The sequence below is a fragment of the Mesorhizobium sp. P3_A8 genome (assembly GCF_056402995.1).
The window spans coordinates 1-24,818 of record NZ_JBFUGI010000006.1 but is presented as its reverse complement, the minus strand read 5'-3'; the positions used below and the strand labels follow the sequence as shown (position 1 = coordinate 24,818).

The 24,818-nt window shown below is 62.4% G+C and carries 26 protein-coding genes and 1 tRNA gene; 17 read left to right on the top strand and 10 right to left on the bottom strand.

Features of this window, described 5'->3' with window-relative positions; all coding sequences use genetic code 11:
• Nucleotides 1–77: 77 nt before the first annotated feature.
• Complete coding sequence (locus tag AC1DX4_RS15360; RefSeq protein WP_477221125.1) at nucleotides 78–695, bottom strand: hypothetical protein; 618 nt, start codon at nucleotides 693–695, stop codon at nucleotides 78–80.
• Complete coding sequence (guaB, locus tag AC1DX4_RS15355) at nucleotides 646–2,148, bottom strand: IMP dehydrogenase (protein WP_027028460.1); 1,503 nt, start codon at nucleotides 2,146–2,148, stop codon at nucleotides 646–648. Before guaB ends, AC1DX4_RS15360 begins: the two co-directional genes overlap by 50 nt.
• 288 nt (nucleotides 2,149–2,436) lie before the next feature.
• On the opposite strand from guaB, the gene AC1DX4_RS15350 reads away from it, so the two are divergent.
• Complete coding sequence (locus AC1DX4_RS15350) at nucleotides 2,437–3,858, top strand: MFS transporter (RefSeq protein ID WP_477221124.1); 1,422 nt, start codon at nucleotides 2,437–2,439, stop codon at nucleotides 3,856–3,858.
• 11 nt (nucleotides 3,859–3,869) lie between these two features.
• On the opposite strand, the gene AC1DX4_RS15345 is transcribed toward AC1DX4_RS15350, so the two are convergent.
• Nucleotides 3,870–4,667, bottom strand: coding sequence for an RlmE family RNA methyltransferase (locus AC1DX4_RS15345; RefSeq protein ID WP_477221123.1), 798 nt, complete (start codon nucleotides 4,665–4,667; stop codon nucleotides 3,870–3,872).
• A 193-nt stretch (nucleotides 4,668–4,860) separates the two neighbouring features.
• On the bottom strand, nucleotides 4,861–6,219 hold the full coding sequence (locus tag AC1DX4_RS15340) for a Ppx/GppA phosphatase family protein (RefSeq protein ID WP_477221456.1): 1,359 nt from the start codon (nucleotides 6,217–6,219) through the stop codon (nucleotides 4,861–4,863).
• 414 nt (nucleotides 6,220–6,633) lie between these two features.
• Here AC1DX4_RS15340 and AC1DX4_RS15335 point away from each other — a divergent pair, with 414 nt between their 5' ends.
• From AC1DX4_RS15335 to AC1DX4_RS15310, 6 genes are all read left to right on the top strand, one after another.
• A complete protein-coding gene (locus AC1DX4_RS15335; RefSeq protein ID WP_477221122.1) occupies nucleotides 6,634–7,566 on the top strand; it encodes a lysylphosphatidylglycerol synthase domain-containing protein in 933 nt (310 codons plus the stop codon).
• A 179-nt stretch (nucleotides 7,567–7,745) separates the two neighbouring features.
• Nucleotides 7,746–7,819, top strand: a tRNA-Gln gene (locus AC1DX4_RS15330).
• A 279-nt stretch (nucleotides 7,820–8,098) separates the two neighbouring features.
• Nucleotides 8,099–8,653, top strand: coding sequence for a hypothetical protein (locus tag AC1DX4_RS15325; protein ID WP_477221121.1), 555 nt, complete (start codon nucleotides 8,099–8,101; stop codon nucleotides 8,651–8,653).
• 274 nt (nucleotides 8,654–8,927) lie between these two features.
• A complete protein-coding gene (locus tag AC1DX4_RS15320; protein ID WP_477221120.1) occupies nucleotides 8,928–9,449 on the top strand; it encodes a hypothetical protein in 522 nt (173 codons plus the stop codon).
• Nucleotides 9,450–9,522: 73 nt separating this feature from the next.
• On the top strand, nucleotides 9,523–9,648 hold the full coding sequence (locus AC1DX4_RS15315; protein WP_477221119.1) for a hypothetical protein: 126 nt from the start codon (nucleotides 9,523–9,525) through the stop codon (nucleotides 9,646–9,648).
• Nucleotides 9,649–9,704: 56 nt separating this feature from the next.
• Nucleotides 9,705–9,851, top strand: a complete 147-nt coding sequence (locus tag AC1DX4_RS15310; RefSeq protein ID WP_477221118.1) for a hypothetical protein — start codon at nucleotides 9,705–9,707, stop codon at nucleotides 9,849–9,851.
• Nucleotides 9,852–10,409: 558 nt separating this feature from the next.
• Here the strand turns inward: AC1DX4_RS15310 and AC1DX4_RS15305 are convergent.
• Nucleotides 10,410–10,811 carry a hypothetical protein gene (locus AC1DX4_RS15305; protein WP_477221117.1) on the bottom strand — a complete coding sequence of 134 codons (402 nt, stop codon included), beginning with the start codon at nucleotides 10,809–10,811 and terminating at the stop codon, nucleotides 10,410–10,412.
• Nucleotides 10,812–11,074: 263 nt separating this feature from the next.
• Here AC1DX4_RS15305 and AC1DX4_RS15300 point away from each other — a divergent pair, with 263 nt between their 5' ends.
• Together AC1DX4_RS15300 and AC1DX4_RS15295 are read left to right on the top strand one after the other, a co-directional pair.
• Nucleotides 11,075–11,695, top strand: coding sequence for a hypothetical protein (locus tag AC1DX4_RS15300; protein WP_477221116.1), 621 nt, complete (start codon nucleotides 11,075–11,077; stop codon nucleotides 11,693–11,695).
• A 125-nt stretch (nucleotides 11,696–11,820) separates the two neighbouring features.
• The gene (locus AC1DX4_RS15295) at nucleotides 11,821–13,506 is read left to right on the top strand and encodes a hypothetical protein (protein WP_477221115.1); all 1,686 of its coding nucleotides are present in this window, start codon (nucleotides 11,821–11,823) and stop codon (nucleotides 13,504–13,506) included.
• Nucleotides 13,507–13,539: 33 nt separating this feature from the next.
• Here AC1DX4_RS15295 and AC1DX4_RS15290 read toward each other — a convergent pair whose 3' ends face one another.
• A complete protein-coding gene (locus tag AC1DX4_RS15290; RefSeq protein WP_477221114.1) occupies nucleotides 13,540–14,385 on the bottom strand; it encodes a hypothetical protein in 846 nt (281 codons plus the stop codon).
• A 66-nt stretch (nucleotides 14,386–14,451) separates the two neighbouring features.
• Nucleotides 14,452–15,231 carry a hypothetical protein gene (locus tag AC1DX4_RS15285; RefSeq protein ID WP_477221113.1) on the bottom strand — a complete coding sequence of 260 codons (780 nt, stop codon included), beginning with the start codon at nucleotides 15,229–15,231 and terminating at the stop codon, nucleotides 14,452–14,454.
• Between the two features lie 146 nt (nucleotides 15,232–15,377).
• Between AC1DX4_RS15285 and AC1DX4_RS15280 the strand changes: the two genes are divergently transcribed.
• Genes AC1DX4_RS15280 through AC1DX4_RS15250 form a run of 7 tightly spaced genes read left to right on the top strand, consistent with a single transcriptional unit; the run spans nucleotide 15,378 to nucleotide 21,673 of the window.
• A complete protein-coding gene (locus AC1DX4_RS15280; protein ID WP_477221112.1) occupies nucleotides 15,378–16,010 on the top strand; it encodes a DUF4129 domain-containing protein in 633 nt (210 codons plus the stop codon).
• Nucleotides 16,007–17,200 (top strand): DUF4350 domain-containing protein, encoded by a 1,194-nt coding sequence (locus AC1DX4_RS15275; protein ID WP_477221111.1) that lies wholly within the window; start codon nucleotides 16,007–16,009, stop codon nucleotides 17,198–17,200. Before AC1DX4_RS15280 ends, AC1DX4_RS15275 begins: the two co-directional genes overlap by 4 nt.
• On the top strand, nucleotides 17,187–18,143 hold the full coding sequence (locus tag AC1DX4_RS15270) for an AAA family ATPase (protein ID WP_477221110.1): 957 nt from the start codon (nucleotides 17,187–17,189) through the stop codon (nucleotides 18,141–18,143). The genes AC1DX4_RS15275 and AC1DX4_RS15270 overlap by 14 nt, the downstream gene beginning before the upstream one ends.
• Nucleotides 18,140–19,438: a DUF58 domain-containing protein gene (locus tag AC1DX4_RS15265; RefSeq protein WP_477221109.1), complete on the top strand. Its 1,299-nt coding sequence runs from the start codon at nucleotides 18,140–18,142 to the stop codon at nucleotides 19,436–19,438. The genes AC1DX4_RS15270 and AC1DX4_RS15265 overlap by 4 nt, the downstream gene beginning before the upstream one ends.
• Nucleotides 19,435–20,454 (top strand): stage II sporulation protein M, encoded by a 1,020-nt coding sequence (locus AC1DX4_RS15260; RefSeq protein WP_477221108.1) that lies wholly within the window; start codon nucleotides 19,435–19,437, stop codon nucleotides 20,452–20,454. The genes AC1DX4_RS15265 and AC1DX4_RS15260 overlap by 4 nt, the downstream gene beginning before the upstream one ends.
• The gene (locus AC1DX4_RS15255; RefSeq protein WP_477221107.1) at nucleotides 20,441–21,304 is read left to right on the top strand and encodes an RDD family protein; all 864 of its coding nucleotides are present in this window, start codon (nucleotides 20,441–20,443) and stop codon (nucleotides 21,302–21,304) included. Before AC1DX4_RS15260 ends, AC1DX4_RS15255 begins: the two co-directional genes overlap by 14 nt.
• Before the next feature lie 15 nt (nucleotides 21,305–21,319).
• The gene (locus AC1DX4_RS15250; RefSeq protein ID WP_477221106.1) at nucleotides 21,320–21,673 is read left to right on the top strand and encodes a hypothetical protein; all 354 of its coding nucleotides are present in this window, start codon (nucleotides 21,320–21,322) and stop codon (nucleotides 21,671–21,673) included.
• Nucleotides 21,674–21,721: 48 nt separating this feature from the next.
• Here the strand turns inward: AC1DX4_RS15250 and AC1DX4_RS15245 are convergent, their stop codons facing one another.
• The gene (locus AC1DX4_RS15245; RefSeq protein ID WP_477221105.1) at nucleotides 21,722–22,408 is read right to left on the bottom strand and encodes a D-lyxose/D-mannose family sugar isomerase; all 687 of its coding nucleotides are present in this window, start codon (nucleotides 22,406–22,408) and stop codon (nucleotides 21,722–21,724) included.
• Nucleotides 22,409–22,595: 187 nt separating this feature from the next.
• Here AC1DX4_RS15245 and AC1DX4_RS15240 point away from each other — a divergent pair, with 187 nt between their 5' ends.
• Nucleotides 22,596–23,654, top strand: coding sequence for a D-TA family PLP-dependent enzyme (locus AC1DX4_RS15240; protein ID WP_477221104.1), 1,059 nt, complete (start codon nucleotides 22,596–22,598; stop codon nucleotides 23,652–23,654).
• A 25-nt stretch (nucleotides 23,655–23,679) separates the two neighbouring features.
• Here the strand turns inward: AC1DX4_RS15240 and AC1DX4_RS15235 are convergent, their stop codons facing one another.
• Together AC1DX4_RS15235 and AC1DX4_RS15230 are read right to left on the bottom strand one after the other, a co-directional pair.
• Nucleotides 23,680–24,444 carry a heme ABC transporter permease gene (locus tag AC1DX4_RS15235; RefSeq protein WP_477221103.1) on the bottom strand — a complete coding sequence of 255 codons (765 nt, stop codon included), beginning with the start codon at nucleotides 24,442–24,444 and terminating at the stop codon, nucleotides 23,680–23,682.
• A 135-nt stretch (nucleotides 24,445–24,579) separates the two neighbouring features.
• Nucleotides 24,580–24,818 (bottom strand): transposase (locus AC1DX4_RS15230; RefSeq protein ID WP_477221102.1); only part of this gene is annotated, 239 nt, incomplete at its 5' end.

Sequence of the window (24,818 nt, the reverse complement as noted above, 5' to 3'; positions counted from 1 at the left end):
AACGGCGAACCGCTCTAGCTCTTTGTTTTGACGCAATTCCGAACGGAAAACCGCTTCACACTTTTCCTGGAATTGCTCTATCGTCTCTGGCCCATCAGCCAGAAAGCGGCGATGACGAGCAGCGGGATGGCGAGAAGCGCGAATTTGGTGACGATCAGCGCCGAAGCCAAAGACAGCGAATCCGGGTTGGCCGACAGGAAATCGGACAGAAGCCGTGCCACGGCGATATTCTGGGCATAGTCGGCAAGCGTGTAGGGCAGCACCAGCACCAGCGCGAAGATCGACTGCACCTGCCCGGGAAGCACGCGAAAATTCTTCAGGCGCCGGCCGGCGGCCAGGATCAGGCTGACCAATGTCAGCGACAGCAGCGCCGGGAACAAGAGATCGAAGGTCAGATAGTGCCAGACCAGAATGATCTCGCCGCCGCGCCGGCCAAGCGCCGTCAGCCAGGCCATGCCTTCGTCGGGTGTGAAGCCGAAATAACGCATGTCGAGCGACGGCAGGCCGCCGCTCAACTGGCGGAAATAGAAGAATTCCATCACCGTCATGGCGATGAAGACCGCCGCCGACAGGAAACACAGCGCACCCGCATGGCGCGACAGCCGCAGGATCGTCGCGGTCAGGCTCCGCCCGAGCCCGTATTGTTCAGGCTCCGCCGGGATAGTTCGGGCTTTCGCGGGTAATCGTGACGTCATGGGCGTGGCTTTCACGAAGTCCGGCGTTGGATATGCGCACAAAGGTGGCGCGTTCACGGAAATCGGCAAGGTCGCGGCCACCGACATAACCCATAGCGGCTTTTAGCCCGCCTGCAAGCTGATGCAGCACGCCAGACACAGGTCCTTTGTAGGGAACCTGGCCTTCAATGCCTTCCGGCACCAGTTTCAGCGTGTCGCGCACTTCGGCCTGGAAGTAGCGATCGGCCGAGCCGCGCGCCATGGCGCCGACCGAACCCATGCCGCGATAGGCCTTGAACGAGCGGCCCTGGTGCAGATAGACCTCGCCCGGGCTCTCGTCGGTACCAGCCAGCAGCGAACCGATCATCGCGGCGCTGGCGCCGGCGGCGAGCGCCTTGGCGAGATCGCCGGAATATTTGATGCCGCCATCGGCAATCACCGACACACCGGATTTGTGCGCCGTCTCGACCGCCGACATGATGGCCGAAAGCTGTGGAACGCCAACACCGGCGACGATGCGGGTGGTGCAGATGGAGCCCGGGCCGATACCGACCTTGACGGCGTCGGCGCCGGCATCGATCAGCGCCTGCGTGCCCTCGGCGGTGGCGACATTGCCGGCCAGGATGCGAACCGAATTGGAGAGCTTCTTCGCCCGCGTGACGGCATCGAGCACGCGCTGCGAGTGGCCGTGCGCGGTGTCGATGACCAGAAGGTCGACGCCGGCATCGATCAAACGCTCGGCGCGCTCGAAGCCGTCATCGCCAACGCTGGTGGCGGCTGCTGCGCGCAGGCGGCCCTGCGCATCCTTGGTGGCGTGCGGATTGAGCTGCGACTTCTCGATGTCCTTGACGGTGATCAGGCCAACGCAATTGCCTTGCTTGTCGACAACGACAAGCTTCTCGATGCGGTGCTGGTGCAGAAGCCGCTTGGCCTCGTCCTGGTCGACATTCTCCTTGACCGTGATCAGGTTCTCACGGGTCATCAATTCGTAGACCTTCTGCGCCGGGTCGGAGGCGAAGCGCACGTCGCGGTTGGTCAGGATGCCGACCAGCCGGCCGATCTTCTGGCCGCCGGTACCGCCATTCTCGACCACCGGAATGCCCGAGATCGAATAAGTGCGCATCAGCGACAGCGCGTCGGCAAGGGTGGCGTCGGGGCCGATGGTGACGGGATTGATCACCATGCCGGACTCGAACTTCTTCACCTGCCGCACCTGCTCGGCCTGCTCTGCCGGCGAGAAATTGCGATGGATGACGCCGATGCCGCCGGCCTGGGCCATGGCGATGGCAAGACGCGCCTCGGTGACGGTGTCCATCGCGGCGGAGAGGATCGGCACGTTGAGGTCGATGTCGCCGGCAATGCGGGTGCGGACATCGGTTTCGCCCGGCATGACCTCGGAATGACCCGGCTGCAAAAGCACGTCGTCAAAGGTCAGCGCCAGTGCGCCGGTGGACGTTTCGATGATTTTTGCCATGGCCAGCCCTTTAGAATGCGGAAAAAGCGCTGGACCGGGATGGACAGCGCCGACTCGTTCTTCCCTTTCAGGATTGGCGCTGGCTGGTAACACGTCGCGGCGCGGATGAAAAGCCGATGATTTCACGCTCCCGGAAAGGTGACCTTTTCCGAAAAGATGCCACCCAGGGTTGCCAGTCGCACAAAAGTGACAGCAAATTAATGCGACATCCACCCGAAGGCATGGTAACCGCCCGCTTCAAGGCCGACATGCAATCGGCAACGCAACATTCAAGTCTGGACGCGTTCCTTGAATCGCACCATCCCGCTCATCCTGGCGGTCGCCCTTTTCATGGAAAACATGGATTCGACCGTCATCGCGACATCGCTGCCGGCGATCGCCATCGACATCCATACCAGCCCGATCGCGCTCAAGCTGGCGCTGACCGCCTATCTCGTCTCCCTGGCGATCTTCATTCCGATCAGCGGCTGGATGGCCGACCGTTTTGGCGCCAAGAACATCTTTCGGGCCGCGATCGCGGTCTTCATCGTTGGTTCCATCGCTTGCGCCCTGTCCGGTTCGCTGCCGGCCTTCGTCGTTTCGCGCTTCCTGCAAGGCATTGGCGGCGCCATGATGACGCCGGTCGGGCGCCTGGTGCTGGTGCGCGCCACGCCCAAGAGCGAACTGGTCGCGGCGATGTCATGGCTGACCGTTCCCGCACTGGTTGGACCGCTGGTCGGCCCGCCGATCGGCGGCTTCATCACCACCTATTTCACCTGGCACTGGATCTTCCTGATCAATGTGCCGATCGGCCTGATCGGCATCTGGCTGGCCACACGCTTCCTGCCGGAAACCGAATCGATGGCAACGCCGCCGCTCGATTTCGTCGGCTTCGTGCTGAGCGGGCTAGCGGCATCCGGCGTCGTGTTCGGCCTGTCGGTGGTCTCCCTGCCCTATCTGCCGCCGGCCACCGGCCTTATCACCGTGGCCGTCGGGCTGCTGTCAGGCGTGCTCTACCTGCTGCACGCGCGCCGCGCCAAAAACCCGCTGCTGGCGCTCGAACTGTTCCGCAACCAGGTGTTCCGCTCCTCGGTGCTTGGCGGCTCGCTGTTTCGCATCGGCATCGGCGCCGTGCCGTTCCTGCTGCCGCTGATGTTCCAGATCGGCTTCGGGCTGACGCCGTTCCAGTCCGGCATGATCACCTTCGTCTCGGCGATCGGCGCCATCGGCATGAAGTTCGTGACAGCACTGATCTTCCGGCTCGCCGGCTTCCGCCGCGTGCTGATCTGGGGCTCGCTGATCGCCGCCGCATCGATCGCCATATACGGCCTGTTTACGCCAGAGACGCCTTACGCGCTGATGCTGGCCATATTGCTGGTCGGCGGCTTCATCCGCTCGATGTTCTTCACCGGGGTGAATGCGCTCTCCTATGCCGAGGTGTCGGCAGAAGATACCAGCAAGGCAACGCCGATCACGGCGGTGTTCCAGCAGCTCTCGATTGCGCTCGGCGTGGCGCTCGCCGGCGGCATTCTGGAAGTCTCGACCTCGATCCATGGCGGACCACTGGCGCTGAGCGACTTCCATATCGCCTTCTTCATCGTGGCGGCCGTATCGGCCTTGGCGTCGATATCGTTCATGCGGATGGCGCCAGATGCAGGCAACGCCGTGTCCGGCCATGGCCGGCTGACAACGCCCAAGACGCTGGAGCCGGTCAGATCGCCGGGGGAGTGAGGCGGGTCGGCTTAGGCTTCTGGGTCGTCCGACCCTTCGCTATGGCTCAGGGCGTTCGAGTCCTTCGGAACGTCCACTGGACGTTCCGATCCGCCTGAGGGCGTACCCGCCTCTCGCCCCTTAAAGTCTTTGGCCAGCAGATAAAGCTCCACCGACTCATCGCGCGACGCCGGCGGCTTGACGTGGTGGACGGAGCGGAAATTCTTCTTCAGCATCGAGAGCAGTTCGTTCTCCGCGCCGCCCTGAAAAGTCTTGGCGAGGAAATGGCCGCCCGGCTTCAGGACCGACAGCGCGAAATCGGCCGCCACCTCGCACAGATGCATGGTGCGGATGTGGTCGGTCCGCTTGTGGCCGGTGGTTGGTGCGGCCATGTCGGACAACACGACATCCGGGTCACCACCCAGCGCTTCGGCGAGCTTCTGCGGCGCATCCGCATCCAGGAAATCCATCAACAGCACCGGCGCGCCGGGCACGGCATCCATTTCCAGATAGTCGATGCCGATGACGTGCGGATTTTCCGCCGTCGATTTCGTGCGGGCGGCCGCGACCTGGCACCAGCCGCCGGGGGCGGCTCCGAGATCAATCACCTTCATGCCGGGTTTGAGCAAATGGTGCTTGTCGTCGATCTCGATCAGCTTATAGGCCGCGCGCGAGCGATAGCCGTCCGCCTTCGACCGCTGGACATAGGGATCGTTGATGTGGCGCTGCAGCCAGCGGCGCGACGATTCCTTCAGCCCGCTCTTCTTCTTGATCCGCGTCTTCAGCACGCGAATGCTGGCCGAGCCTGGTTTTTCCGGTTTCTTGGTCATTGCCTGATTTCTTGTTTGGGCATGTGCGTTTCGCGGAGGGCTTCCCCCACTCCGTCGCCGCTTCGCGGCGCCACCTCTCCCCCCTCCGGAGGGAGAGGAAGGGAGCCAGCCTGTATAAGTTCGCGCCTTTCCTCTCCCCCGTCGACCGGGGGAGAGGTGGCGAGCGAAGCTCGACGGAGTGGGGGTCGACTGTTCATGCCCTGCCACGCCCATCATTGCGCCAGACGCCGTCATCGGCCATCAGCTCGCTCAATATGCCTTCACGCAGGCCACGGTCGGCGACACGCAGTCGCTCCGAGGGCCAGACCGCGCGGATCGCTTCAAGGATAGCACAGCCGGCCAGCACCAGATCAGCGCGGTCCGCACCGATGCAAGGGTTGGCGCAGCGCTGCTGGAAATCCCAGCCGACCAGCCTCTCGACCATGCGGTCGACGCTGTCGCGGTCCATCCACAGCCCGTCGACCCTACGCCGGTCGTAACGCTCGAGATCGAGGTGGACACCGGCCAGCGTCGTCACCGTGCCGGACGTGCCGAGAAGGTGAAAATTCGGACTGGCCTTGAGGTGGCTCAGCCGGTCGCGGCCATCGAAGGTGGCCAGCCTGCCGGCGACGTCGTCGACCATGGCGGTGAAGATTTCGCGCGTCACCGTGCGCCCGCCAAAGCGCTCGGCCAAGGAGACGACGCCGACCGGCAGCGACGTCCACGAGACGATATGATTGGCGAGCCGCGGCGAGCGGCGGCCGGTGAGGTCGATCAGCGCGATTTCGGAAGAGCCGCCGCCAATATCGAACAGGACGACGCCTTGCGTGTCGCGCTCGACCAGCGAGCCGCAGCCGGAAACCGCCAGCCGCGCTTCGGTCTGGCGATCGATGATCTCGAGCTTCAGCCCGGCCTCGCGCTCGACGCGTTCGAGGAATTCGACGCCGTTGTCGGCCGAGCGGCAGGCTTCGGTGGCGATGAGTCTGGCTTTCCTGATCTTGCGGCTGCGCAATTTGTCGCCGCAAATTTTCAGCGCCTCGACGGCGCGGTCCATCGCCGGCTGGCCGAGCCGGCCATTGGCGGTGAGCCCCTCGCCCAACCTGACGATGCGCGAGAAGGCATCGATGACGCGGAACTGGCCGTGCCGTGTGGGAACCGCGACAAGCAGCCGGCAATTGTTGGTGCCGAGGTCGAGGGCCGCGAAGACCGGAAGTTCGTGCACCGGCGGTCGGCGGGCGCCCTGTTCCGGGCGTGGCGTTTGGACGGCAGGCGAAATCGCCGGCGCAACAGGCTGCTTCGACTCCAAAGCCGGGGCAGCGGCTTTACCTGTCGATCGATTGTCCTGGGGATGAGCTTCGTCGCGCGCAAAAACCTTGCGCCCGCGCCTTCGCTTGCGCCGCTTCTTGGGCTTGCCCTTCTGGTGATGCGTCGCGTCGCCCGCCTGGCCGTCGGCGGAGCGTGGCTCCGTCGGGCGGCGTTGCTGCCAACCGGCTGCCCCCGAGCCAGATGGCCCTGGGGAAGCGCTGGACGCGCCCACCTCCGACGCGCCTGCGCCGGTGTCGCGGTCTTCCACTGTCGTTCCTTCCGGCGCCGCGCGAACCGATGAAGGACGCAGCAGGCGCTTTGGCATGTTTCAAGTTGCCGCCAGAGTAACAGCGCCGTGCCCGATCACCAAGAGCCGCACGCTGAATTTTGCCGGCTGGAGCGCGAGCCGCCTTTTCGCCCGCAGCCGTAATGTACCCGCAAGGCTGGATTGGTAGCGCGGACGCCAGCGAAGACTACGCTGGTCGAAGCCAATGCCTCATCGCTTGCCGTTTGCGCCGCTTTCGGTGCTGGCGGACCTTGCCGGCGGCCGGCGCGACAAGTGTTCGCGGTTGAATAGCCGGCTTCAATGAGGCATTTCTGAAATGAACGGAAGAAGCTGGGCGGTCGGCCTCCCACCATCAAGCGAAAAGGAAGCGGACAGGCAACGCATGGCAGTGAGGCAATGAACTGGAGACGCTATTTCTGGCCGGTCGTCGGCTTCGCCGCGGTGATCTTCTCGCTGCTGTTGCTCTGGCACGAGCTGCGCGGCATCTCGATCGACGATGTCTGGGACGGGCTTGCCGCCATTCCAACGCGCGGCTGGGTGCTGGCCGGGCTGAGTTCCGTCATCGCCTATGCCGCGCTCGCCGGCTACGACCACATCGCGCTGCTGCATATCGGCAAGCGTGTATCATGGCTGTTCGTGACGCTGTGCTCCTTCACCACCTACGCGCTGTCGCACAATATCGGCGGCTCGGTTTTCTCCGGCGCCGTCATCCGCTATCGCGCCTATGGCACCAGGGGCCTGACCGGCCAGGATGTCGGCGTGCTGGTGGCGATCTGCTGGATCACCTTCGTGCTCTCAAGTGTGCTGGTCGGCGGCCTGGTGCTGGTGTTCGAGCCGCAGATCATCGATCGTTTTTCCGGCGCACCGCACCACGGCTTGGCAATCGCCGCCGGGATTGTCCTTTTGATTCTGGTCGGCGCCTACATCTTCGGCAGTTGGCTGCACCTGAATCCCCTGAAGATCGCCAGCTTTCAATTGCACTATCCCGCACTGCCGATCGTCGCCAGGCAATTGCTGATCGGCCCAATCGAACTGCTTGCCGCCGCCGCAATCATCTTCTTCGCCCTGCCCGAATTGCACAATCCCGGCTATTTCGTCGTGCTCGGCGTCTTTCTCGTCTCCTTCTCGGTCGCGCAGATATCGCATGCGCCCGGCGGGCTTGGCGTGTTCGAGGTGGTGTTCCTCGCCGGGCTTTCCGACATGGACCCGGTCGGCGTGCTGGCGGCGCTGCTGGTGTTCCGGCTGTTTTATCTCATCATCCCGCTGATTCTGGGCTTGGGCGTGGTGCTGTTCTTCGAACGCTCGCAATTCGGCCGGACAGAGAGCTGAGGCGCGGACTGGGCTTTGTGCTCGTGCCTGCGCGCCATATGAAACCCGGCGTCTGAAACCGGCCGACAAAACGTGACGATTGAACCGCAGAGCAGGCTTGACTATTTTCCGCTGGCGGCTACAAGGCAGCGCTCAAGCGGCTCAGCCGTTCGGCCCGCGCGGTCCATGATCGCGCCTGCTGGGGAATAGGTTAACGGTAGACCCACGGACTCTGACTCCGTTAGTCCTGGTTCGAATCCAGGTTCCCCAGCCAATCGTTTTCTTAAACAAAACAGATAGTTAGGCTCGTCTCGCACAGCCCTTGTACGTTGCACCCGGTTTCCGGCTCTGTGGCGCGCAAACCCTTGCAATCCGGCCACGTCACGCTCAATCCCTTGCTGTCATTGCAACATGACTGCAACACGAAAAGGATGGTCTGTTCTCTGGATGTTCGGCTGGCTGCCGCAAGGGAGTCGCCCCCTTCACGGCGCCAATTGTCGTTCCAATACTTTCCTGCGATTGTTCAAAATCCTGGAATTAGGGGGCGAAAACCATGGGCGTGAACCCAGACTTGCTTAACCTTGCAGTGGCAACTGTCGCACTGATCGTCTCAATGGTGGCCTTGGGTTTTTCCATCTTCTTTTGGTACCGTCAGTTTCGGCCGATCGTGACAGCAATGGTTGAGACGCACCACGGCGGCAGCGAGGGGATCGCGTACGACCTGGTTGTCCTCAACTCCGGATCGATTCCGGCAAAGAATATCAAGCTGCTCATTAGCGATCAGATAGCGTTAGAGGAGGCGCTCGGCCGCGGGGCCAATGAAGAGAACAGGGGCCGGTGGTTGGCTTGTTTCGAGCCTTCCAGCGTAATCCGTCTCCTCCAAAACGGTGCTCGGACGTCATGTTCTTTTGGCCTGACCCACAGAGATCCGCATCAGAGCTTTTGGATCGCGCAGGCCGAGTTCCCGATCCAGATTGAATATGAAGGTTGGTTCGGAGAAAAATATCAAGGGGATCGGCCAAACATCTTGCAGATCGCTGATTCTGACAGTTTCACGGGCGGAATGTGGGGAGCAGCCAAAACACCCGCTGTAAGCTGGCGGAGCTAAAGTGGAAAAGCCCGCCACCGTGAGGCAGCGGGCCTTTGCGGGGAACCTCATCCAATCGCGGCGGCTAAGCGCCTGACATCTTTTACGAAGAGGTGGAGACATACCGCGTCCCAATCCTTGAGCGACCGCTCCCCCTCTACGGAGCTCAGGGATGCGCTTGTGGACCTAACAACCGGCGCGAGGCAGATGCGCCTTACTTGACAGCTCTGGGAGCCGGCTTGCGTTCGCCCTCAACCGGGGCCATGCTGCCCTAAGGGTACGGGAGGGGAATCCGTTGGGCGAGAACAGCAATAGGTTTTCCTTCCGAACAATTGCTGTCGTTGGTACCGGAATCGTGGCGTTCTCTACGGGCTTGGCGACGCTGCTCGGCAATATAGAAAAGATAACGCCTGCTAGCTCGGCCCTTCAGATATCGAATATCCACATATCCGCGCCACATAGATCCCCGTCGGACGTCACACGTTTCAGCGCCTTGATCACGGCTGACTACCGCAAGGTTGGCTTCCTGCCACTGCGGAAGTGTCGATCTGAGATCCAATTACCAGCCAGGAACAAAATGCTGCCCCGGTCTTTTTATCCTGTAGAAGGCCGTAAGGAGGAATTCGACGCGGGCTGGTTTAATAAACAAGGCGGATTTATGCAGTTTATCGAATTTGAACAGCTCGCAATACAGGGATATTCATTCGAGTTGAGAGACGGAAATACTTCCCGGCCAAAATTGCGCATTACATGTGGAGAATATGCTACAGATTGGGAGGGGGTCGACATCCCGCAAATTTACATGCCTGAGACCTAAACAGAGGCAACATGGCAATGTACAACGACGGCCAAGTAGCCGGTTAATTTCGCCGGTCACCCGGGGGGCTCGCATGGAAAATGAGCAGGTCGGCACTTTCAGGGACGGCGTCACCTACATCAATTGGGAAATCCTGCGAAAGAAGCGCTTCGCCAAGAATATGTGCCGCCGCGGCCGCCAGATTGGCCCGACAACGTAACGCCCGTCAGTATCACCGGATTGGGGCTTATCGGGCTCGACGAGAAGACGAACGAAATGTTCTGGGACGGGAAGCGGCTCATTACCGAGAAGCGATTCACGGATTTTGAGCGCCGCCTGGCAATTGTCGGTCTGTTCATTGCTGGCATCGGCGTCGCGGCCACGGTGGTTCAGGCGTGGGCTGCCGTCGCTTCTTTGCCCTAGCTAGTCTAATCCGGGTGAAGTTCGTCACGCTCCACATTGGCGTGCTTGTCGCCACCCTGGTCGCTGCCGGAGAACAAGCGCGGGCCGATCGGAGGCCTGATCTTCGGCAGGCGATGGAGGGCACCACCTACCGCACGCAAAAGCATTTAAGGAAGCTAATGTTCCCTCAAGTCCGCCGGATAATTCAATTCCAACCCTCAATTTCTCGGCAGGTTGTGGATCTCCAACCGAACCGGCCCGCCTCTGTCGCAGCTCGTGCAGAAAAGCGCCCTCTCGTCGCTGCTGAACAGCGCACCCTTGCCATATCGTCGGATTAGCCCGGCCGGTTTGACTTCGGCATGACGCATATAGCTTCGCTGGCGGGAAGCCCAGTCGATGACGATTTCGCCATCGACAGCCTTGCCAGTCTTGGAGGCGACCGTTGCACGATGAATACCAGGGCAAGGCCATCAAGTTAACGACGACCAAACTCCGCAGGCTGCCGCTACGTGAATATGCAGTCCACAACCGGCGCGTACATCAGCGCCATCACATTGTCGTGGTTGCGCGCCGGTCGCCTCATCCCTTCCACATCGTCGATCGAAGAACGGCCTGCATATGCTCCGGGAGGTCGAGTTCGCCGCGCGCCTCGATCTGCAAAAGATATCGGGCCTTGGCCAGGCGATCGGCTTCCTCGACCGCAGCATAGCCGCATATGGCGAGCAGCGCCCTCTCCTCCTCCCGGCTGGCTCTGTCGGAGACGCCGCTGCCACCGCCTGTGTCATGCAGCGCGTTGCTGAACGCCGCGTATGCCGTCCTGTGCGCTTCAATCAGCTCTCGCAATCTATGGGACGGTTCCTGGTCTCGGCCCGGCGACTCTGCGCCGCGTGCCGTTGCCGCAACCGTCGATGCGACGGCTGCGCTGCCGGAGTGGAAAAGCAAGGCGCGGCGGTTGATCCTGGACGTGGCGAACTCTCCCATTTGCTTCGATGGCTATCCGATCGATGACATATCACCATCAGACGGTAACATGAGGGTTTGCACATTCGTGTCAGGATGGAAGGCCTCAAGGCACGCGGCTGACTGATGCGCAGCACCTGAAACAAGCTTCCCCCGAGAACACGCACGGCTCGTCACTTTTGGCTGCTTGAGGCAGACGAGATTTCCAGAACCAAAAAGATTGGTGGCCGCTGGTGCGTTCCAATGGCTAAGCTGCGTGAAAGTTTTCTACACGAGGCCGCGTCGTGCCGACTGACAGTCAGTTCATTCTCGAAAGCATCAGCCAAGGCTGCGTCATGCTTGCCGATGGCGAATTCCTCATCGACAGGCTGGTGAAGTATGTCGGCAATGGAAGGATCCGCTGGCACGTCGAGTTTCGTGGGCATCGCGTCGAGTTCACAACCGGTCAGCTAAAAAGGCAGCCCACCTTCCGCAGGAAGATGCTCGAACAAGCCGGTGTGCTGCCGGCGCAGCGCTTTGGGGCCGATTACAGGCGATGGGCTCTCGATCTGAGAAAGAATGCCATTGAGCTTCCTTGGCGGGATAGACCGGTTGATGCCGGTTTCTCCATCGACGGCCTTGTCAGCCTTGGCGGCGACCGCTGGACGGTTGACTACCAAGGCAAGGTCATCAAATTCACGACGACCAAACTCCGCCGGCAAACCAGTTTCCGCAAGAGGATGCTGCTGAAGGCCAAGGTGCTGCCGCCCCAACTCGATCCGGCTGCCTATCGGAAGTGGATGGACTGGCTGATTCAAAACGCCACAGAGGCCGCACCACAGGTCAGCGATGCTTTGATGAGCGAGAAAAGTTGGCTTGACGATCTGCCGGAGCTAGCCGGCTGGCAAAATGAAGGGGCCAACTAAGGCGGCTGGTGCGCCGGCGGTGCCGCTTATGGCGTTTGCCATGCCTGGAGATTTCGGCACACATTGATGGCTAGGGAATCTGGCCACGCCTTGGCTCGAAGCTCATCAGACTTGAATGAGAAGACATGGATCGCTTCAACCTCGGTACCTATCGCCGCGCCATCTCCACCAGCTCCCTTGAAACCCAGCGTTGGTTCGATATCGGGCTCAACTGGTGCTACGGCTTCAACCATGAGGAAGGCATCAAGTGCTTTGAGAAGGCGCTGGAGACCGATCCCGGCTGCGCCATGGTTCATTGGGGCATCGCCTATGCCGCAGGGCCTTTCTACAACCTGACCTGGAAGGAACATGGCGAGGCCGAGGCCAACAGCGCGACGAAGCGCTGCTTCGAGCATGTCCGGCTGGCGCGCGCCAATGCGGCTGGCGCCAGCGATGTCGAAAGACAGTTGATCGAGGCGCTGGCCCGCCGTTTCCAGAAGCCGCACAGAGTGAGCCCGCAGGAGTTCGAACATTGGGATGATGCCTATGCCGCCGCGATGCGACGGGTCTACCAGGATTTTCCCGACGACCATGATGTGATGGCGCTGCTGGTCGAGGCGCTGATGATGCGTACGGTGCGGCGGCTGTGGAACCTCAAGACCGGTGCGCCGGCGCCGAATTCGGACGTGCTTGAGGCGCTGGAAGTGTGCGAGCGGTCGATCCGGCTCGCCGACAAAGCCGGCGCAGCACAGCATCCGGCGATCGTCCACCTGCACATCCACCTCCTGGAAATGTCCACTATGCCGGAACGCGGCATGCGCTCGGCCGATCTGCTCGGCGAAATGTGCCCCGATGCCGGGCACATGAACCATATGCCGGGGCATATCCATGTGCTGTGCGGCGACTACGAGAAGGCGAAGCTTGCCAGCGAGAAAGCGGTCCGCGCCAACGACCTTTACCTCGCCTATGCCGATGAGCCGACCTACTATTTGCTTGGCTGTTGCCACGACCTGCATCTGATGATGTTCACCTGCATGTTCCTTGGCCAGTACCAGCCGGCGCGGTGGGCCGCCGACAAGGTGCGCAGCCTGGTCGTGCGCGACGTGGTCGCCATCCAGGACCGGCCCAAGCTCACGCAAACGGTGGAAGGCTACCATGCGATGAAATCGCATGTGCAGGTGCGCTTCGGCCGCTGGCGGGAGATCATCGACGAACCGGCGGTCGAAGAGCCCGGTCTCTATGTGCTGACGGCGGCGATGCAGCACTACGCCAAGGGCGTCGCGCATGCGACGCTGAGGCAATTCACGGAGGCCGAGCGCGAGCGCGACCGGTTCCACCGGCATGTGGAGAATATTCCGGCCGAGCGGCGTTTTCTCAGCAACCCGACTCGCGCCTCGCTCGCTGTCGGTGCTGCCTTGCTCGACGGCGAGCTTGCCTACCATCAGGGCCGGCACGACGAAGCCTATGCCCATTTGCGGCAAGCGGTCGAGCTTGACGACAATCTCTCCTACACCGAACCGTGGGCGTGGATGCACCCGCCCCGCCATGCGCTGGCCGCGCTGCTTCTCGACCAAGGCCATGCGCAAGAGGCCGAGCAGGTCTATCGCGACGATCTCGGCCTCAGCGGCAAGGTGCAGCGCTGCGCCCAGCACCCTGACAATGTCTGGGCGCTGCACGGGCTGGTCGAATGTTTGAGACTGCGGGGCGAGCGCGAAGAACTGCCGGGGCTGCAGGCCAAGCTCGCTGTGGCGGTGGCCAAGGCGGATGTGACAATCAGCTCGTCATGCCTGTGCCGGACGAGCGTGCAAGCGGCTCCAAGCTGCTGCCATTGAGATCCTGGGGTGCCGGCGCAGCCGAACGCCCGGCTAGGAAAAGACTTCGGCCAGATCGTCGACGCCGGTGCCTTCCTTGATCCTTAGCAATTCGTCGTAACCAACCGCCATGACCACCGCCGTCACGACGTCGTTGGTTGTATCCAGCAAGGCATCAAGAAGATAACGCGTCGGCGCGCCGAACGGCCATGTCTTAGGTCTCAAGGCCAAACCCGTCAGGAAAAAAACCACGGACAATCCTAGGCAAAACCCGACCAAAGGCCATCGGCTCCCCTTGGTTAGGTCGCGACTGCGCGCCAGGCACCTCAATACACTTGACCTCTCCCTGACAAGGGTCGGGATCGCGACGAACCAGCGAACCCAAAATATCAATGCGGGAATGGACGTGACAACTACGCCTGCAGGAACCCAGACGACAGATGGCAAAGGAATTTTGATTAAGAACTGAATGTAGTGGTCGATTGCGTATTGGTCGATGTCTCCGCAGAACACGAAGAGCTGGTTGGCGAGCAGCCAGATGGCTGCAGCCGAAAGTAGCGTCGCTCCTGTAACCCCCAGGCAATGCCGCAACGTTGGCCGATTCCCACGCAAATCCTCCATCGCCAGCCACGCAAAGGCAACTTGAAGCATGCCATCGGAACATTTGTAGCCGATCAATTGAACGAGAGCATAGGTGACCCGAAGGGCCGGAAAGTCATGGATGCCATACCTGGATACGATCGGCCCAAGGAGGGTCCCGAATATGGCTCTTGGCAAGCCACCGAGAATCAAGCCCAGCCAAAAACAAACACCAATATTGCGGCCGATGACCGCGAAGCTTTCGCTGAGAACCCTCCCGATCCGGAATGTTTCCGGAGGCGCCAGCGCAGTCGCAGCCACGATCGTCCCTTCCGGCAAGCCGAATTACATTGACAACTGATCCCCTGGCCGGCGCGGACCATGCACCTAGGAGAATATCTCCGCCAGTTCATCGACGCTGGTGCCTTCCTTGACCCGCCGCAGTTCGATGTAGCTCACGGCCGTGGCGACCGAGACCACCATCGACACAATGGTCTGCACCAAGGCGGCCAAGACCGCGGCGATAATTCCATGGAAGAGATAAATGACCACCGCGCTCATCGACTGGATGACAAGTCCGATGATGATCAGGATCAGGAAGAGTCCGAACAGGGCCCAGCGGCTGCCCTTCGTCAGCGCGCGGCTGCGCGACATCGAACCGAACACGCCGAGCCGCTCCTGGATAAGCACCGGTATCGCCACCAACCAGCCGAGCCAGAGGATGATGCCGGGCACCAGCAAAGCAATCGAGGCAAAGCCAACGCCAAGTGCGACGAGCAGGCCGATCCCGAGCGTCGGCAGCAAATTGCGGATCGCAACGCGGATGCAATCGCCGAAGGTCGGCCGCTTGCCGTTCAAGTCTTCGATCGCTGCCCGGACGAGACTGGACTGCAACAGAAGCGAAAACCCGATATAAAGTATTGCAAAGACCGCGAAGCCAACGAAATAGCCGAATTTGTAGTTTGCGGTTACCAAGGCAAGATTCGCTGGATCTCCAACTGTTTTGGTAGCCGGGCGCGCAAGCTGGGAGACAAGATTCGGCAGGCCTGAAAACAGCGCGGCAAGGCCAACGCAAAGGCCGATGTTGCGACCGATAACAGCAAATGTGTTGTTGAACACCCTGCCGATATCGAATTTCTCTCGTCGTGCAAATGTGGTTGAAGTCATGCGTTGTCCCCTCCTCGCCGGGTCATGCCAAGCAGTGGTCCCGACTGCAAATCTGCCAGTATTGATAACTGACGTCCAATCACTTGCAATTGTCGTGCAGCATTGCCAAAGTTGGCACCGAACCGCGGGTTGCAGGGAGCGAGCGGGTGACAGTCGCACAGCCGGGCACGGCGGACGCCGAATGGCTGGCAAACCTGCACAAGCAGTTGCTGGCGGATAACTCCATCCAATTCGATCTGCCGAGCCTCGTACCCCCGGAACCGCCGGGGTGGCTGAAGCCCGTGCTGGAGATGCTGGCGAAGATCGGCCCCTACATGATCTACCTGTTCTGGGGCGCGGTGATCATCGGCGTCACGGTCATCGTGGTTCTCGTCGCCCTCGAAGCGAAGGGGGTGGCATGGCGCCTGCCATGGCGGCGCACTCGCAAGCAGACAGAGGCGGAAGAGACATGGCGCCCGGACGCCGCGGCGGCACAGATCCTGCTGTCCGAGGCCGACGCGCTCGCCGCGCGCGGCGACTATGACGAGGCGGTGCATCTTCTGCTTCGGCGCAGCGTAGCCGACATTGCCGGGCGGTTGCCCGACTTCCTGCGCCCATCGCTGACGTCGCGCGACATTGCCACGGCCCCATCGCTCCCGTCGCGGGCGCGCCACGCCTTCAGCGAGATCGCGCGCATCGTCGAGGCCGCCCTGTTTGCCCGCCGGCCGGTCGGCGCCGAAGGCTGGCGGCAGGCGCGCGGCGCCTATGAGCGCTTCGCCTTCAGGGATGCCTGGACATGAGCGCGCCCGCCGTCGAGGCGGTGCAGGAACCGTTCAGCCGAAAAACCCTGTTCTGGGGGATTTTTGCCAGCCTGCTCGCGGCGGCGGGATTTTTCCTGTTGTCGACCTACGCGCCCGATTTTCGCCAGCCGGAAGGCGGGGCGACGCCGCTCTCCAAGGGCGGTTCGGGCTATGCGGGCCTTGTGGAATGGCTGAAACTGACCGGTGGCCTGCCCTACATGGCGAAGACCGAGAAAGACCTATCAAGGAATATCCTGCTCATCGTCACCATCTCGCCGGAAAGTGATCCGGAGGCGCTCAAAAACATCATCCATCTTCGGCAAGACCTGCCGACGCTGTTCGTGCTGCCCAAATGGCAAACCTTGCCGCTGGAAACGCACGAAGGATGGGAGATGAAGATAGAGCGGCTGCCGGACCCGGTCGTCAACGACTGGCTAGGCCGCATCACCAAGGCAAAGCTCGGCGAAGGCAAAGGCACGGCCAACAAGATCGACATCGAGGGCCATTTGGTTGCCGCGCCCGATGACCTGCAGTGGATCGCGGACAGCACTCCATGGATTGCGGCTGGCGACGGCAAGGCCGTTCTCAGCAAACTCCCCTACAAGCAATTCTACATCCTGACGGATCCCGACCTCATCAACAACGCCGGGCTCAAGGATCCCGAAAAGGCGGCAGCGGTCTTTGATCTCCTGGCCTCGCTTGACGATGTTGGGGTCATGTTCGACCTGACGCTGCACGGCGCGGGGCGAAAATACGATCTGGCCAAGCTCCTGGTCGAGCCGCCCTTCCTGGCGCTGACGCTGTCGGTGCTGGCGGCGGCCGCGCTCGCCTTCCTGCATGGGCTCGGCCGGTTCGGACCGCCGCGCACCGAGGCCCGGGCGATTGCCTTCGGCAAACAGGCGCTGGTCGACACCACGGCGATGCTTTTGAAGCGCGCCGGGCGGATCGAGGAGCTCGGCGACCGCTATGCGGCGCTGATGCGTGCGCGTGCCGGTGCATTGCTCGGCGCGCCGCAAGGCTTGCCAGGCGAAGCACTCGACCGTTGGCTCGATTCCCGCGACCACGGCGAAATTCAGGGCTTCAGCCGTCGCTTCAAGGCCGCGAACGAAGCCAGGAAGCTGGCTCAAATGCATGAAGCAGCGCAAGAGCTGCATGACTGGACGACAAGGAGGCTCGGTGAACGTCGATGATGTGAAGGCCCTGGCGAATGCGATCAGGGAAGAAGTGGCGAAAGCGATCACCGGACAGCGCGACACGGTCGATCTGATGCTGACGGCCTTGTTCGCCGGCGGACACATATTGCTGGAAGGCCCGCCGGGCACAGCAAAGACCATGACCGCGCGCTGCTTCGCACAGGCGCTCGGCGTCGCCTATGGCCGCATCCAGTTCACGCCCGACCTGATGCCCGGCGATATTGTCGGCTCCAACATCTACAATTTCCAGAGCGGGCAGTTCACGCTGACGCGCGGCCCAATCTTCTGCGACCTCCTGCTTGCCGACGAAATCAACCGCACGCCGCCGAAGACGCAGGCCGCGCTCCTCGAAGCCATGCAGGAACACGCTGTGACCTTCGACGGCACCACGCATGCGCTCAGCCAGAACTTCATGGTGGTGGCGACGCAGAACCCGATCGAGCATCAGGGCGTCTATCCCCTGCCCGAAGCCCAGCTCGACCGCTTCCTGTTCAAGCACCGGGTAAGCTATCCCGATGCACAGGAGGAACGTGCCATCATCGTGCATCACGGCGGCGGCTCCGCCTCGCACGACATCGAGCAATACGGCATCAAGGCGCGGACCGACCGCAAGACGCTGGAGGCAGCACTTGCCACCGTCGGCGATGTCACGCTGGTCGACGATATCGTCGGCTACATCGCTGCCCTTGTGCGCGGCACCCGCGAAAGCCCGGATCTGGAGGTTGGCGCCAGTCCTCGCGCCGGCGCCATGCTGGCCCGGGCCGCCCGCGCCAGGGCAGCGCTGGACGGCCGCGCCTATGTCATCCCCGACGACGTCAAGGCACTTGCCGTGCCGGCGCTGCGCCATCGCGTCATCCTGTCGCCGGCGGCGCAGATCGACGGGCGGCTGGTGGAGCAGATCGTCTCGGACCTTGTCGACCAGACGGCAGCGCCGCGTTGATCTACCCAAGCGGCAGAGCGGTCTGGGCAGCGGCGGCGGGGGCCATCCCTGCCTTCCTGATCGCGCTAGCACTGCCCTCGTTCTGGTATCTCGGCCTGTTGTGGATCTGTATTCTGCTCGCCTTCCTGGCGGTCGATGCGGCGGCCGGGCGCGGACGCGCCTCACTCACCGCCAGTCTTTCGGCGCCGCCGCAAGTCGGCGTTGGCGGGCGTTTCACCCTCCATGTCGCGGCCAGCCTTGGCGGGCGCGGGCTGCAGGCGCGCGTCGGCCACGATCAACGGCTGGCGCCGGTCGGCGGCACCGGTGGCGCCCTGCCCGCCAATGGCGGCACGCTCGATCTCGAATTCGACGCGCTGAGGCGCGGCATCGCCAGTTTCGACCGGCTGTGGCTGCGCTGGAACGGCCCGTTCGGGCTGACCTGGAACCAGGTCGTCCTGCCGATGGACCGCAAGGTGGCGGTGCTGCCCGATGTCAGCCGCGCGCGCGATGAGGCGATCACGTTGCTGCAGCGCTCCGCGCTCGCCGACGGCCACGCGCAAAGGCGGGCTGGCCAGGGCCGCGAGTTCGAGTCGCTGAAGGACTATCAGCCAGGCATGGGCCGGCGGATGATCGACTGGAAGCGCAGCGCGCGCCACGGCAAGCTTTTGGCACGCGAATTTCGCATCGAGGAGAACAACAACATTGTGCTGGCAATCGACTGCGGACGGCTGATGTGCGAGCCGGTCGACGGCGTGCCGAAGGTTGATCGGGCGGTAACGGCGGCACTTCTGTCGGCCTTCATTGCGCTCAAGGGCGGCGACCTTGTCAGCCTGTTCTCCTTCGACGCCAAGCCGCGTGTCTCGAGCGGCGCGGTGCGCGGCTCGCCGAGTTTCATGATGATCCAGAAGCGCGCGGCCGAGATCGATTATTCCAGCGAGGAGACCAATTTCACCCTGGCATTGACGACATTGGCGGCCAAGCTTGACCGTCGCTCGCTGGTCATCATCTTCACCGATTTCGTCGACCCGATCAGCGCCGAGCTGATGCTGCGCACCGTCGGCCGGCTGACCGAGCGGCATCTGGTGCTGTTCATGCTGATGAAGGATGTCGAACTGGAGACGCTGGCCGACATGCAACCCACGAAACCCGAGGATGTGGCCCGCGCAGTCATCGCGGGCGGCCTGCTTCGGGAGCGGCAAGTGGTGATTGGGCGGCTGCGGCTGCTTGGTGCGCATGTGATCGAGGCCGACCACCAACGCCTCGGCCCGGCGCTGGTCGAGCGTTATATCCAACTCAAGGAGGAGAACCTCCTATGACGCTGCCCACCGGCACCGATGCCGTACGCCAGTCGCTGGCAAGCTTCCGCCAGGAGCGCGAGGCCGACTGGAAGGCGTTCGAGGCGCTGCTTTCACGGGTCGAAAAACGCGCGCCGCGTACGCTTTCGGAAGACGAGCTGCTGTCGCTGCCGCTGCTTTATCGCTCGGCGCTGTCCTCGCTCTCGGTGGCCCGCGCGACGTCCCTCGACAGCGCGCTGATCGCCTATCTGGAGGCGCTCAGCCTGCGCGGCTATTTCTATCTCTATGGCGCACGGCGCGGCCTGAGGCAGCGCGTCGGCGATTTCTTCCTGCGCGACTGGCCGGCGGCGATCCGCGATCTGTGGCGCGAGACCTGGGTGTCGGTCGGGCTGACGGTGATCGGCGCGATTGCCGCCTACTGGCTGGTGGCCTCCGACAGCCGCTGGTACGACGCCATCATTGCGCCCAGCCTTGCCGGCGGACGCAATCCGGACTCGTCGGCCGAGGCGCTACGCAGCGTGCTCTATGACAGTGGCGGCGGCCATTTCCTGTCCGGCTTTGCCGCCTATCTCTTTACCCACAACACGCAGGTGGCAATCCTGGCCTTTGCGCTGGGCTTCGCCTTCGCGGTGCCTAGTGTGCTCCTCATCCTGATGAACGGATGCATGCTGGGCGCGCTGTTCCAGGTCTACGCGGCCAAGGGATTGGGCTTCGAGCTTGGCGGCTGGCTGTCGATCCACGGCACGACGGAACTGTTCGCCATAGCGCTCGCTGGTGCGGCAGGCATGCGGATCGGAACGCGCATCGCCTTCCCCGGCGAACTGACCCGAATGGCCGCTGCCGCCCAGGCCGGGCGGGTGGCGGCGACCGCCATGGTCGGCGTCATGGTGATGCTTCTGTTTGCCGGCCTGCTCGAAGGCATCGGCCGGCAGACGATCACCAGCGATGCGGCGCGCTACGCCATTGGCGGCGGCATGCTGACGCTATGGATCGCCTATTTCTACCTGTTCCGGATGGTGCGGCATGGCAACGGCTAGAAACCCTGCCGCGCTGATAAGGCCGCTGATCACGCCGGAAGGTGTCGACCTCAAGGTCAAGCTGGCGGACGCCGGCACGCGGGCCGCGGCCTTCCTGCTCGATGTGGTGATCATTGTCGCTGCCGCCATTGTGGTCACCCTCGTCGTCATCTTCGGCCTCGGCGGCCTTGGCGTGAAGGAGGCGGAGCCGCTCTTCATCGTCTGGATGATCTTCATCTTCCTGCTGCGCAACGCCTATTTCATCGCCTTCGAGGCGGGGCGGCGAGCCGCGACGCCTGGCAAGCGGATCGTCGGCGTGCGGGTCGCCTCGCGCAGCGGCGCCGGTCTCACCATCGATCAGGTCATCGCGCGCAATTTGATGCGCGAGATCGAGGTTTTCCTGCCGTTGTCGATCATCGCCGGGCGCGGCGGCGCCGGCGTCGCCGACACGCTTTCTACGATTTTCGGCCTGGTGTGGGCACTGCTGTTTTCGCTGTTTCTGCTGTTCAACCGCGACCGGCTGCGCATTGGCGATCTGCTTGCCGGAACCTGGGTGGTGGAGACGCCGAAGTTCAAGCTGGTCGAGGACCTTTCGCAGCGGCAAGACCCGATTGCCAAGCGCTTCCATTTCAGCCCGGCGCAGCTCGACGCCTATGGCATCGCCGAGTTGCACAAGCTGGAGGAAGTGCTGCGCCGCGACGACTATTTCGCGATGAAAGCGGTGGCGGAAACGATCAGCCGTAAGATTGGTGCGAAGGTCGAGCCGATCGATTCAAAAGCGTTCCTCACCGCCTATTACGGTGAGCTCAGGGCACATCTGGAGCGCAAGCTGCTGCTCGGCAACCGCAAGGCGGATAAGTACGCGCGGTAGAGAGGAGCTCTCAGTATGTCTGCAAAAATCAGCCAAGCAGAGAGCGCCAGAATAGAACGCGCCATCCAGGCGGCAGTCTCCGGATCGTGGGAGGAATTTGCAGAACTCACCGACGAACCGTTTCCAAACGATGCATCGATGAAGGAGCAATTCGAAGATTCCGCTCCCCGACTTCAGCAGGCCGGAGGAAATTGGGAAATCACCTCAGGCATAGGTATCGTACCTGACGACGGGACGCGCGTGATTACAGTCATGATCAAAGCGCCGCCCACCGTGGATATCGTCCTGACATTGCACAGTACGAGCGATCGGAATGACAGCACTATCAGTGTCTGGACGTTCTTTCAGCAGCTGAACTGGGACGACTAGGGCATTCCCGACGGAAACCCGCATTCTTAATGGAGTTGCTCGGCCCGGCTACCCCAGCCATTTCTCATAGTCGGCCACCAGCAGGTGCACCGGTGCGACGTCCTCGTCGATGTTGGAGAAGCGGCCGATCGTCTCGCGAAACACATTGTCGGTGAGATCGTCATTGACGGTCGAGACCTCGCCGATCAGCACGTCCTTGCCCTCGGCCCAGAAGGCGTGCCAAACGCCGGGCAGCAGCGTGACGCTCTGGCCCGGGTCGAGCTTCAGCAGGCCACCCGCCGGCAGCCTGTGGATGGTTCCGTCGACCGGCACCGACACCTCGGCCTTGGGGTCGATGCCGCCGTCGCGGTCGTGCATGAACAGCTCCAGCACCAGCTTGCCGCCGCCGCGGTTGATGATGTCCTCGGCCTTGATGTTGTGGCGGTGCATCGGCGACAGCTGGTCCTTGCGCGAGATCATGATCTTCTCGGCATAGAGCATGCCCATGCCCTTCTTCATGTCCTCGTAGCGGCCGTTGCGCACGGTGAACAGGAACAGGCCGAGATCCTTGAACTTCTCCTGGCCGTAATCGGTGATGTCCCAGCCGAGCCGCGAGGTGAAGATCGCCGAAGAATCGACCTGACGCGCCTTCATCTCCTCGGGCGACCAATAGGCGAAGGGCGGCATGATGTAGCCGAACGAGCGGATGAAAGCGTCGGCTTCGCGGATGACGTCGTTGATGGCGGAGCGTTTCATGATCGTGACCCTTCATGTCGATTTTTCCGATAAATCGCATAGCCGAACGCCGCTGCGGTGTCGATCCATGTCGCTGTCTGCCGTACCCTTCGCTACGCTCGTATGGCCCACCGATCCGGTCCGCTGGCTGCGTGACATCGCCGGCTTTCAGGCTCATAAACCCTGCGAATTCTCACAGGGATAGCCGATGCCGACGATCCACGACCTCGATACGCCGTCGATCCTGATCGACGCTGCGCGCGCCGAAGCCAACATTGCCCGTGCACAGGCCCATGCCGACAAAAACGGGCTGAAGCTCAGGCCGCACATCAAGACGCACAAGCTGCCCTATTGGGCGAAGAAGCAGGTGGCGGCGGGTGCCGTCGGCATCACTTGCCAGAAGATCGGCGAGGCCGAGGTGATGGCCGATGCCGGTTTGTCCGACATCTTTCTGCCCTACAACATTCTCGGCCGTGCCAAGCTTGAACGGCTGAAGGCGCTGCACGGCCGCGTCACCCTGTCGGTGACGGCGGACAGCATGGATACGCTGGAAGGACTCGCCGCGGTTTTCACCGATACCGGCCATCCTCTGCCGGTGCTGGTCGAATGCGACACCGGCATGGGCCGCTGCGGTGTGCAGACTGCCGATGAAGCGCTGGCGCTGGCAAGGCTGATCGACAAGGCCAGTGGCCTGACCTTCGGTGGACTCATGACCTATCCGGTAGCTGGCCGCGCGGCCGAAGCTGAATCGTGGCTCGCCAAGGCCAAGCAGGCGCTGACCGCTTCGGGTGTCGCCTGCGAGCGCATCTCCAGCGGCGGCACGCCGGACATGTGGCGCTCTGCCGATGCCTCCGTCGTCACCGAATATCGCCCCGGCACCTACATCTATCTCGACCGCTATCAGGTCGCCAAAGGCGTCGGCACCTTGGACGATTGCGCGCTGACGGTGCTGTCGACGGTGGTCAGCCATCCGACGCAAACACGCGCCATTTTGGACAGCGGCAGCAAGGCGCTTTCCAGCGATACACTCGGACTAAAGGATTTTGGCGAGCTGCTCGGCGCTCCCGACGCAAGGGTCACCGGACTCAGCGAAGAACACGGCACTGTCACGCTTTCCGGTGACGCGAAGCTGCGCATAGGTGAGCGCGTACGGGTCGTGCCCGACCATTGCTGCGTCGTCACCAATTTGTTCAACGAGGTCAGCCTGATCGACGGCGACAAGGTGCTGGAAACGCTGCCGGTGGCCGCGCGGGGGTTGATGGCCTGACCTCGGTCGGGATGCAACAGATGAATTAGGCTGGTTGCCGCTCTGCCTGCCGTGCCGCCACCCGCCGCATGGCGATAACCCGGCGACGACGGATTTCGGTGCGCATCGCCATCAGATGCAGGGCGAAGAACAGCACGGTGAAGCCGACAGCCATGACCAGCAGCGGCCACAGCAGGCTCGGGTCGATGGTTGGTCCGCCGAGCCGAAACACCGATGCCGGCTGGTGCAACGTGTTCCACCAGTCGACCGAGAATTTGATGATCGGGATGTTGATGAAGCCGACCAGCGTGATGATGGCGGCGGCCCAGGCGGCGCGGCTGGCGTCGTCGAGCGCACGGGTCAGCGCAATGATCCCGAGATACATCAGGAACAGCACGAAGACAGAGGTCAGGCGCGCGTCCCACACCCACCAGGTGCCCCACATCGGCTTGCCCCAGATCGAGCCGGTGATCAGCGCCAGTGCGGTGAAGACGGCGCCGATGGGGGCTGCCGATTTTAGCGCGACATCGGCCAGCGGATGCCGCCAGACCAGCGTGCCAAGCGCCGAAACCGCCATCAGCGTGTAGCACATCATGGCGAGCCAGGCGAAAGGCACATGGATGTACATGATGCGGACGGTGATGCCTTGCTGGAAATCCTCAGGCGCGGCGAAGCTCATATAGAGGCCGACGGCAAGGACAAGTGCGGCGATCGCCGCCAGCCATGGCACGACCTTGTCGGCCAGCCCGACGAAGCGTGTCGGGTTGGCAAGGTCCATCCAGCCGCTCAGGCGTGAAGTCGTCTCGCTCATGCGACTTTACATAGACCGCCGGGGCGATTGGGGCAATCGAGCGGTGGTGTCGCAGGCTTGAAAGCGCCTCTCCTTCCCCCTTGTGGGGGAAGGTGGATGGGCGCGCAGCGCCGAGACGGATGAGCAACTGTGTTTTCAGGCTTTGTCTGGACACCAGGGTTGGTTGTGTCGAAGCATGGCGCTGAGGATGGTCATAATCTTTCGGGCCACGGCGACGATGGCGACCTTTGGTTGCTTGCCGTTGGCAATGAGACGCTGGTGGAAGGCTCTGAGTACGGGATTTGAGCGGCTGGCGGTGAGCGCTGCCATGTAGACCACCCTGCGCAGAGCATGCCGGCCGCCCCAGATGACGCGGCGACCTTTCGGCGACCTTT

What these genes read in the sequence shown, in the direction of transcription:
- AC1DX4_RS15345 (WP_477221123.1), bottom strand. Translation starts at nt 4,667, where the DNA reads ATGACCAAGAAACCGGAAAAACCAGGCTCGGCCAGCATTCGCGTGCTG.
- AC1DX4_RS15305 (WP_477221117.1), bottom strand. Translation starts at nt 10,811, where the DNA reads ATGGGAGAGTTCGCCACGTCCAGGATCAACCGCCGCGCCTTGCTTTTC.
- AC1DX4_RS15260 (WP_477221108.1), top strand. Translation starts at nt 19,435, where the DNA reads ATGACGCTGCCCACCGGCACCGATGCCGTACGCCAGTCGCTGGCAAGC.
- AC1DX4_RS15255 (WP_477221107.1), top strand. Translation starts at nt 20,441, where the DNA reads ATGGCAACGGCTAGAAACCCTGCCGCGCTGATAAGGCCGCTGATCACG.
- AC1DX4_RS15295 (WP_477221115.1), top strand. Translation starts at nt 11,821, where the DNA reads ATGGATCGCTTCAACCTCGGTACCTATCGCCGCGCCATCTCCACCAGC.
- guaB (WP_027028460.1), bottom strand. Translation starts at nt 2,148, where the DNA reads ATGGCAAAAATCATCGAAACGTCCACCGGCGCACTGGCGCTGACCTTT.
- AC1DX4_RS15285 (WP_477221113.1), bottom strand. Translation starts at nt 15,231, where the DNA reads ATGACTTCAACCACATTTGCACGACGAGAGAAATTCGATATCGGCAGG.
- AC1DX4_RS15275 (WP_477221111.1), top strand. Translation starts at nt 16,007, where the DNA reads ATGAGCGCGCCCGCCGTCGAGGCGGTGCAGGAACCGTTCAGCCGAAAA.
- AC1DX4_RS15360 (WP_477221125.1), bottom strand. Translation starts at nt 695, where the DNA reads ATGACGTCACGATTACCCGCGAAAGCCCGAACTATCCCGGCGGAGCCT.
- AC1DX4_RS15250 (WP_477221106.1), top strand. Translation starts at nt 21,320, where the DNA reads ATGTCTGCAAAAATCAGCCAAGCAGAGAGCGCCAGAATAGAACGCGCC.
- AC1DX4_RS15240 (WP_477221104.1), top strand. Translation starts at nt 22,596, where the DNA reads ATGCCGACGATCCACGACCTCGATACGCCGTCGATCCTGATCGACGCT.
- AC1DX4_RS15310 (WP_477221118.1), top strand. Translation starts at nt 9,705, where the DNA reads ATGTTCTGGGACGGGAAGCGGCTCATTACCGAGAAGCGATTCACGGAT.
- AC1DX4_RS15245 (WP_477221105.1), bottom strand. Translation starts at nt 22,408, where the DNA reads ATGAAACGCTCCGCCATCAACGACGTCATCCGCGAAGCCGACGCTTTC.
- AC1DX4_RS15235 (WP_477221103.1), bottom strand. Translation starts at nt 24,444, where the DNA reads ATGAGCGAGACGACTTCACGCCTGAGCGGCTGGATGGACCTTGCCAAC.
- AC1DX4_RS15325 (WP_477221121.1), top strand. Translation starts at nt 8,099, where the DNA reads ATGGGCGTGAACCCAGACTTGCTTAACCTTGCAGTGGCAACTGTCGCA.
- AC1DX4_RS15315 (WP_477221119.1), top strand. Translation starts at nt 9,523, where the DNA reads ATGGAAAATGAGCAGGTCGGCACTTTCAGGGACGGCGTCACCTACATC.
- AC1DX4_RS15335 (WP_477221122.1), top strand. Translation starts at nt 6,634, where the DNA reads ATGAACTGGAGACGCTATTTCTGGCCGGTCGTCGGCTTCGCCGCGGTG.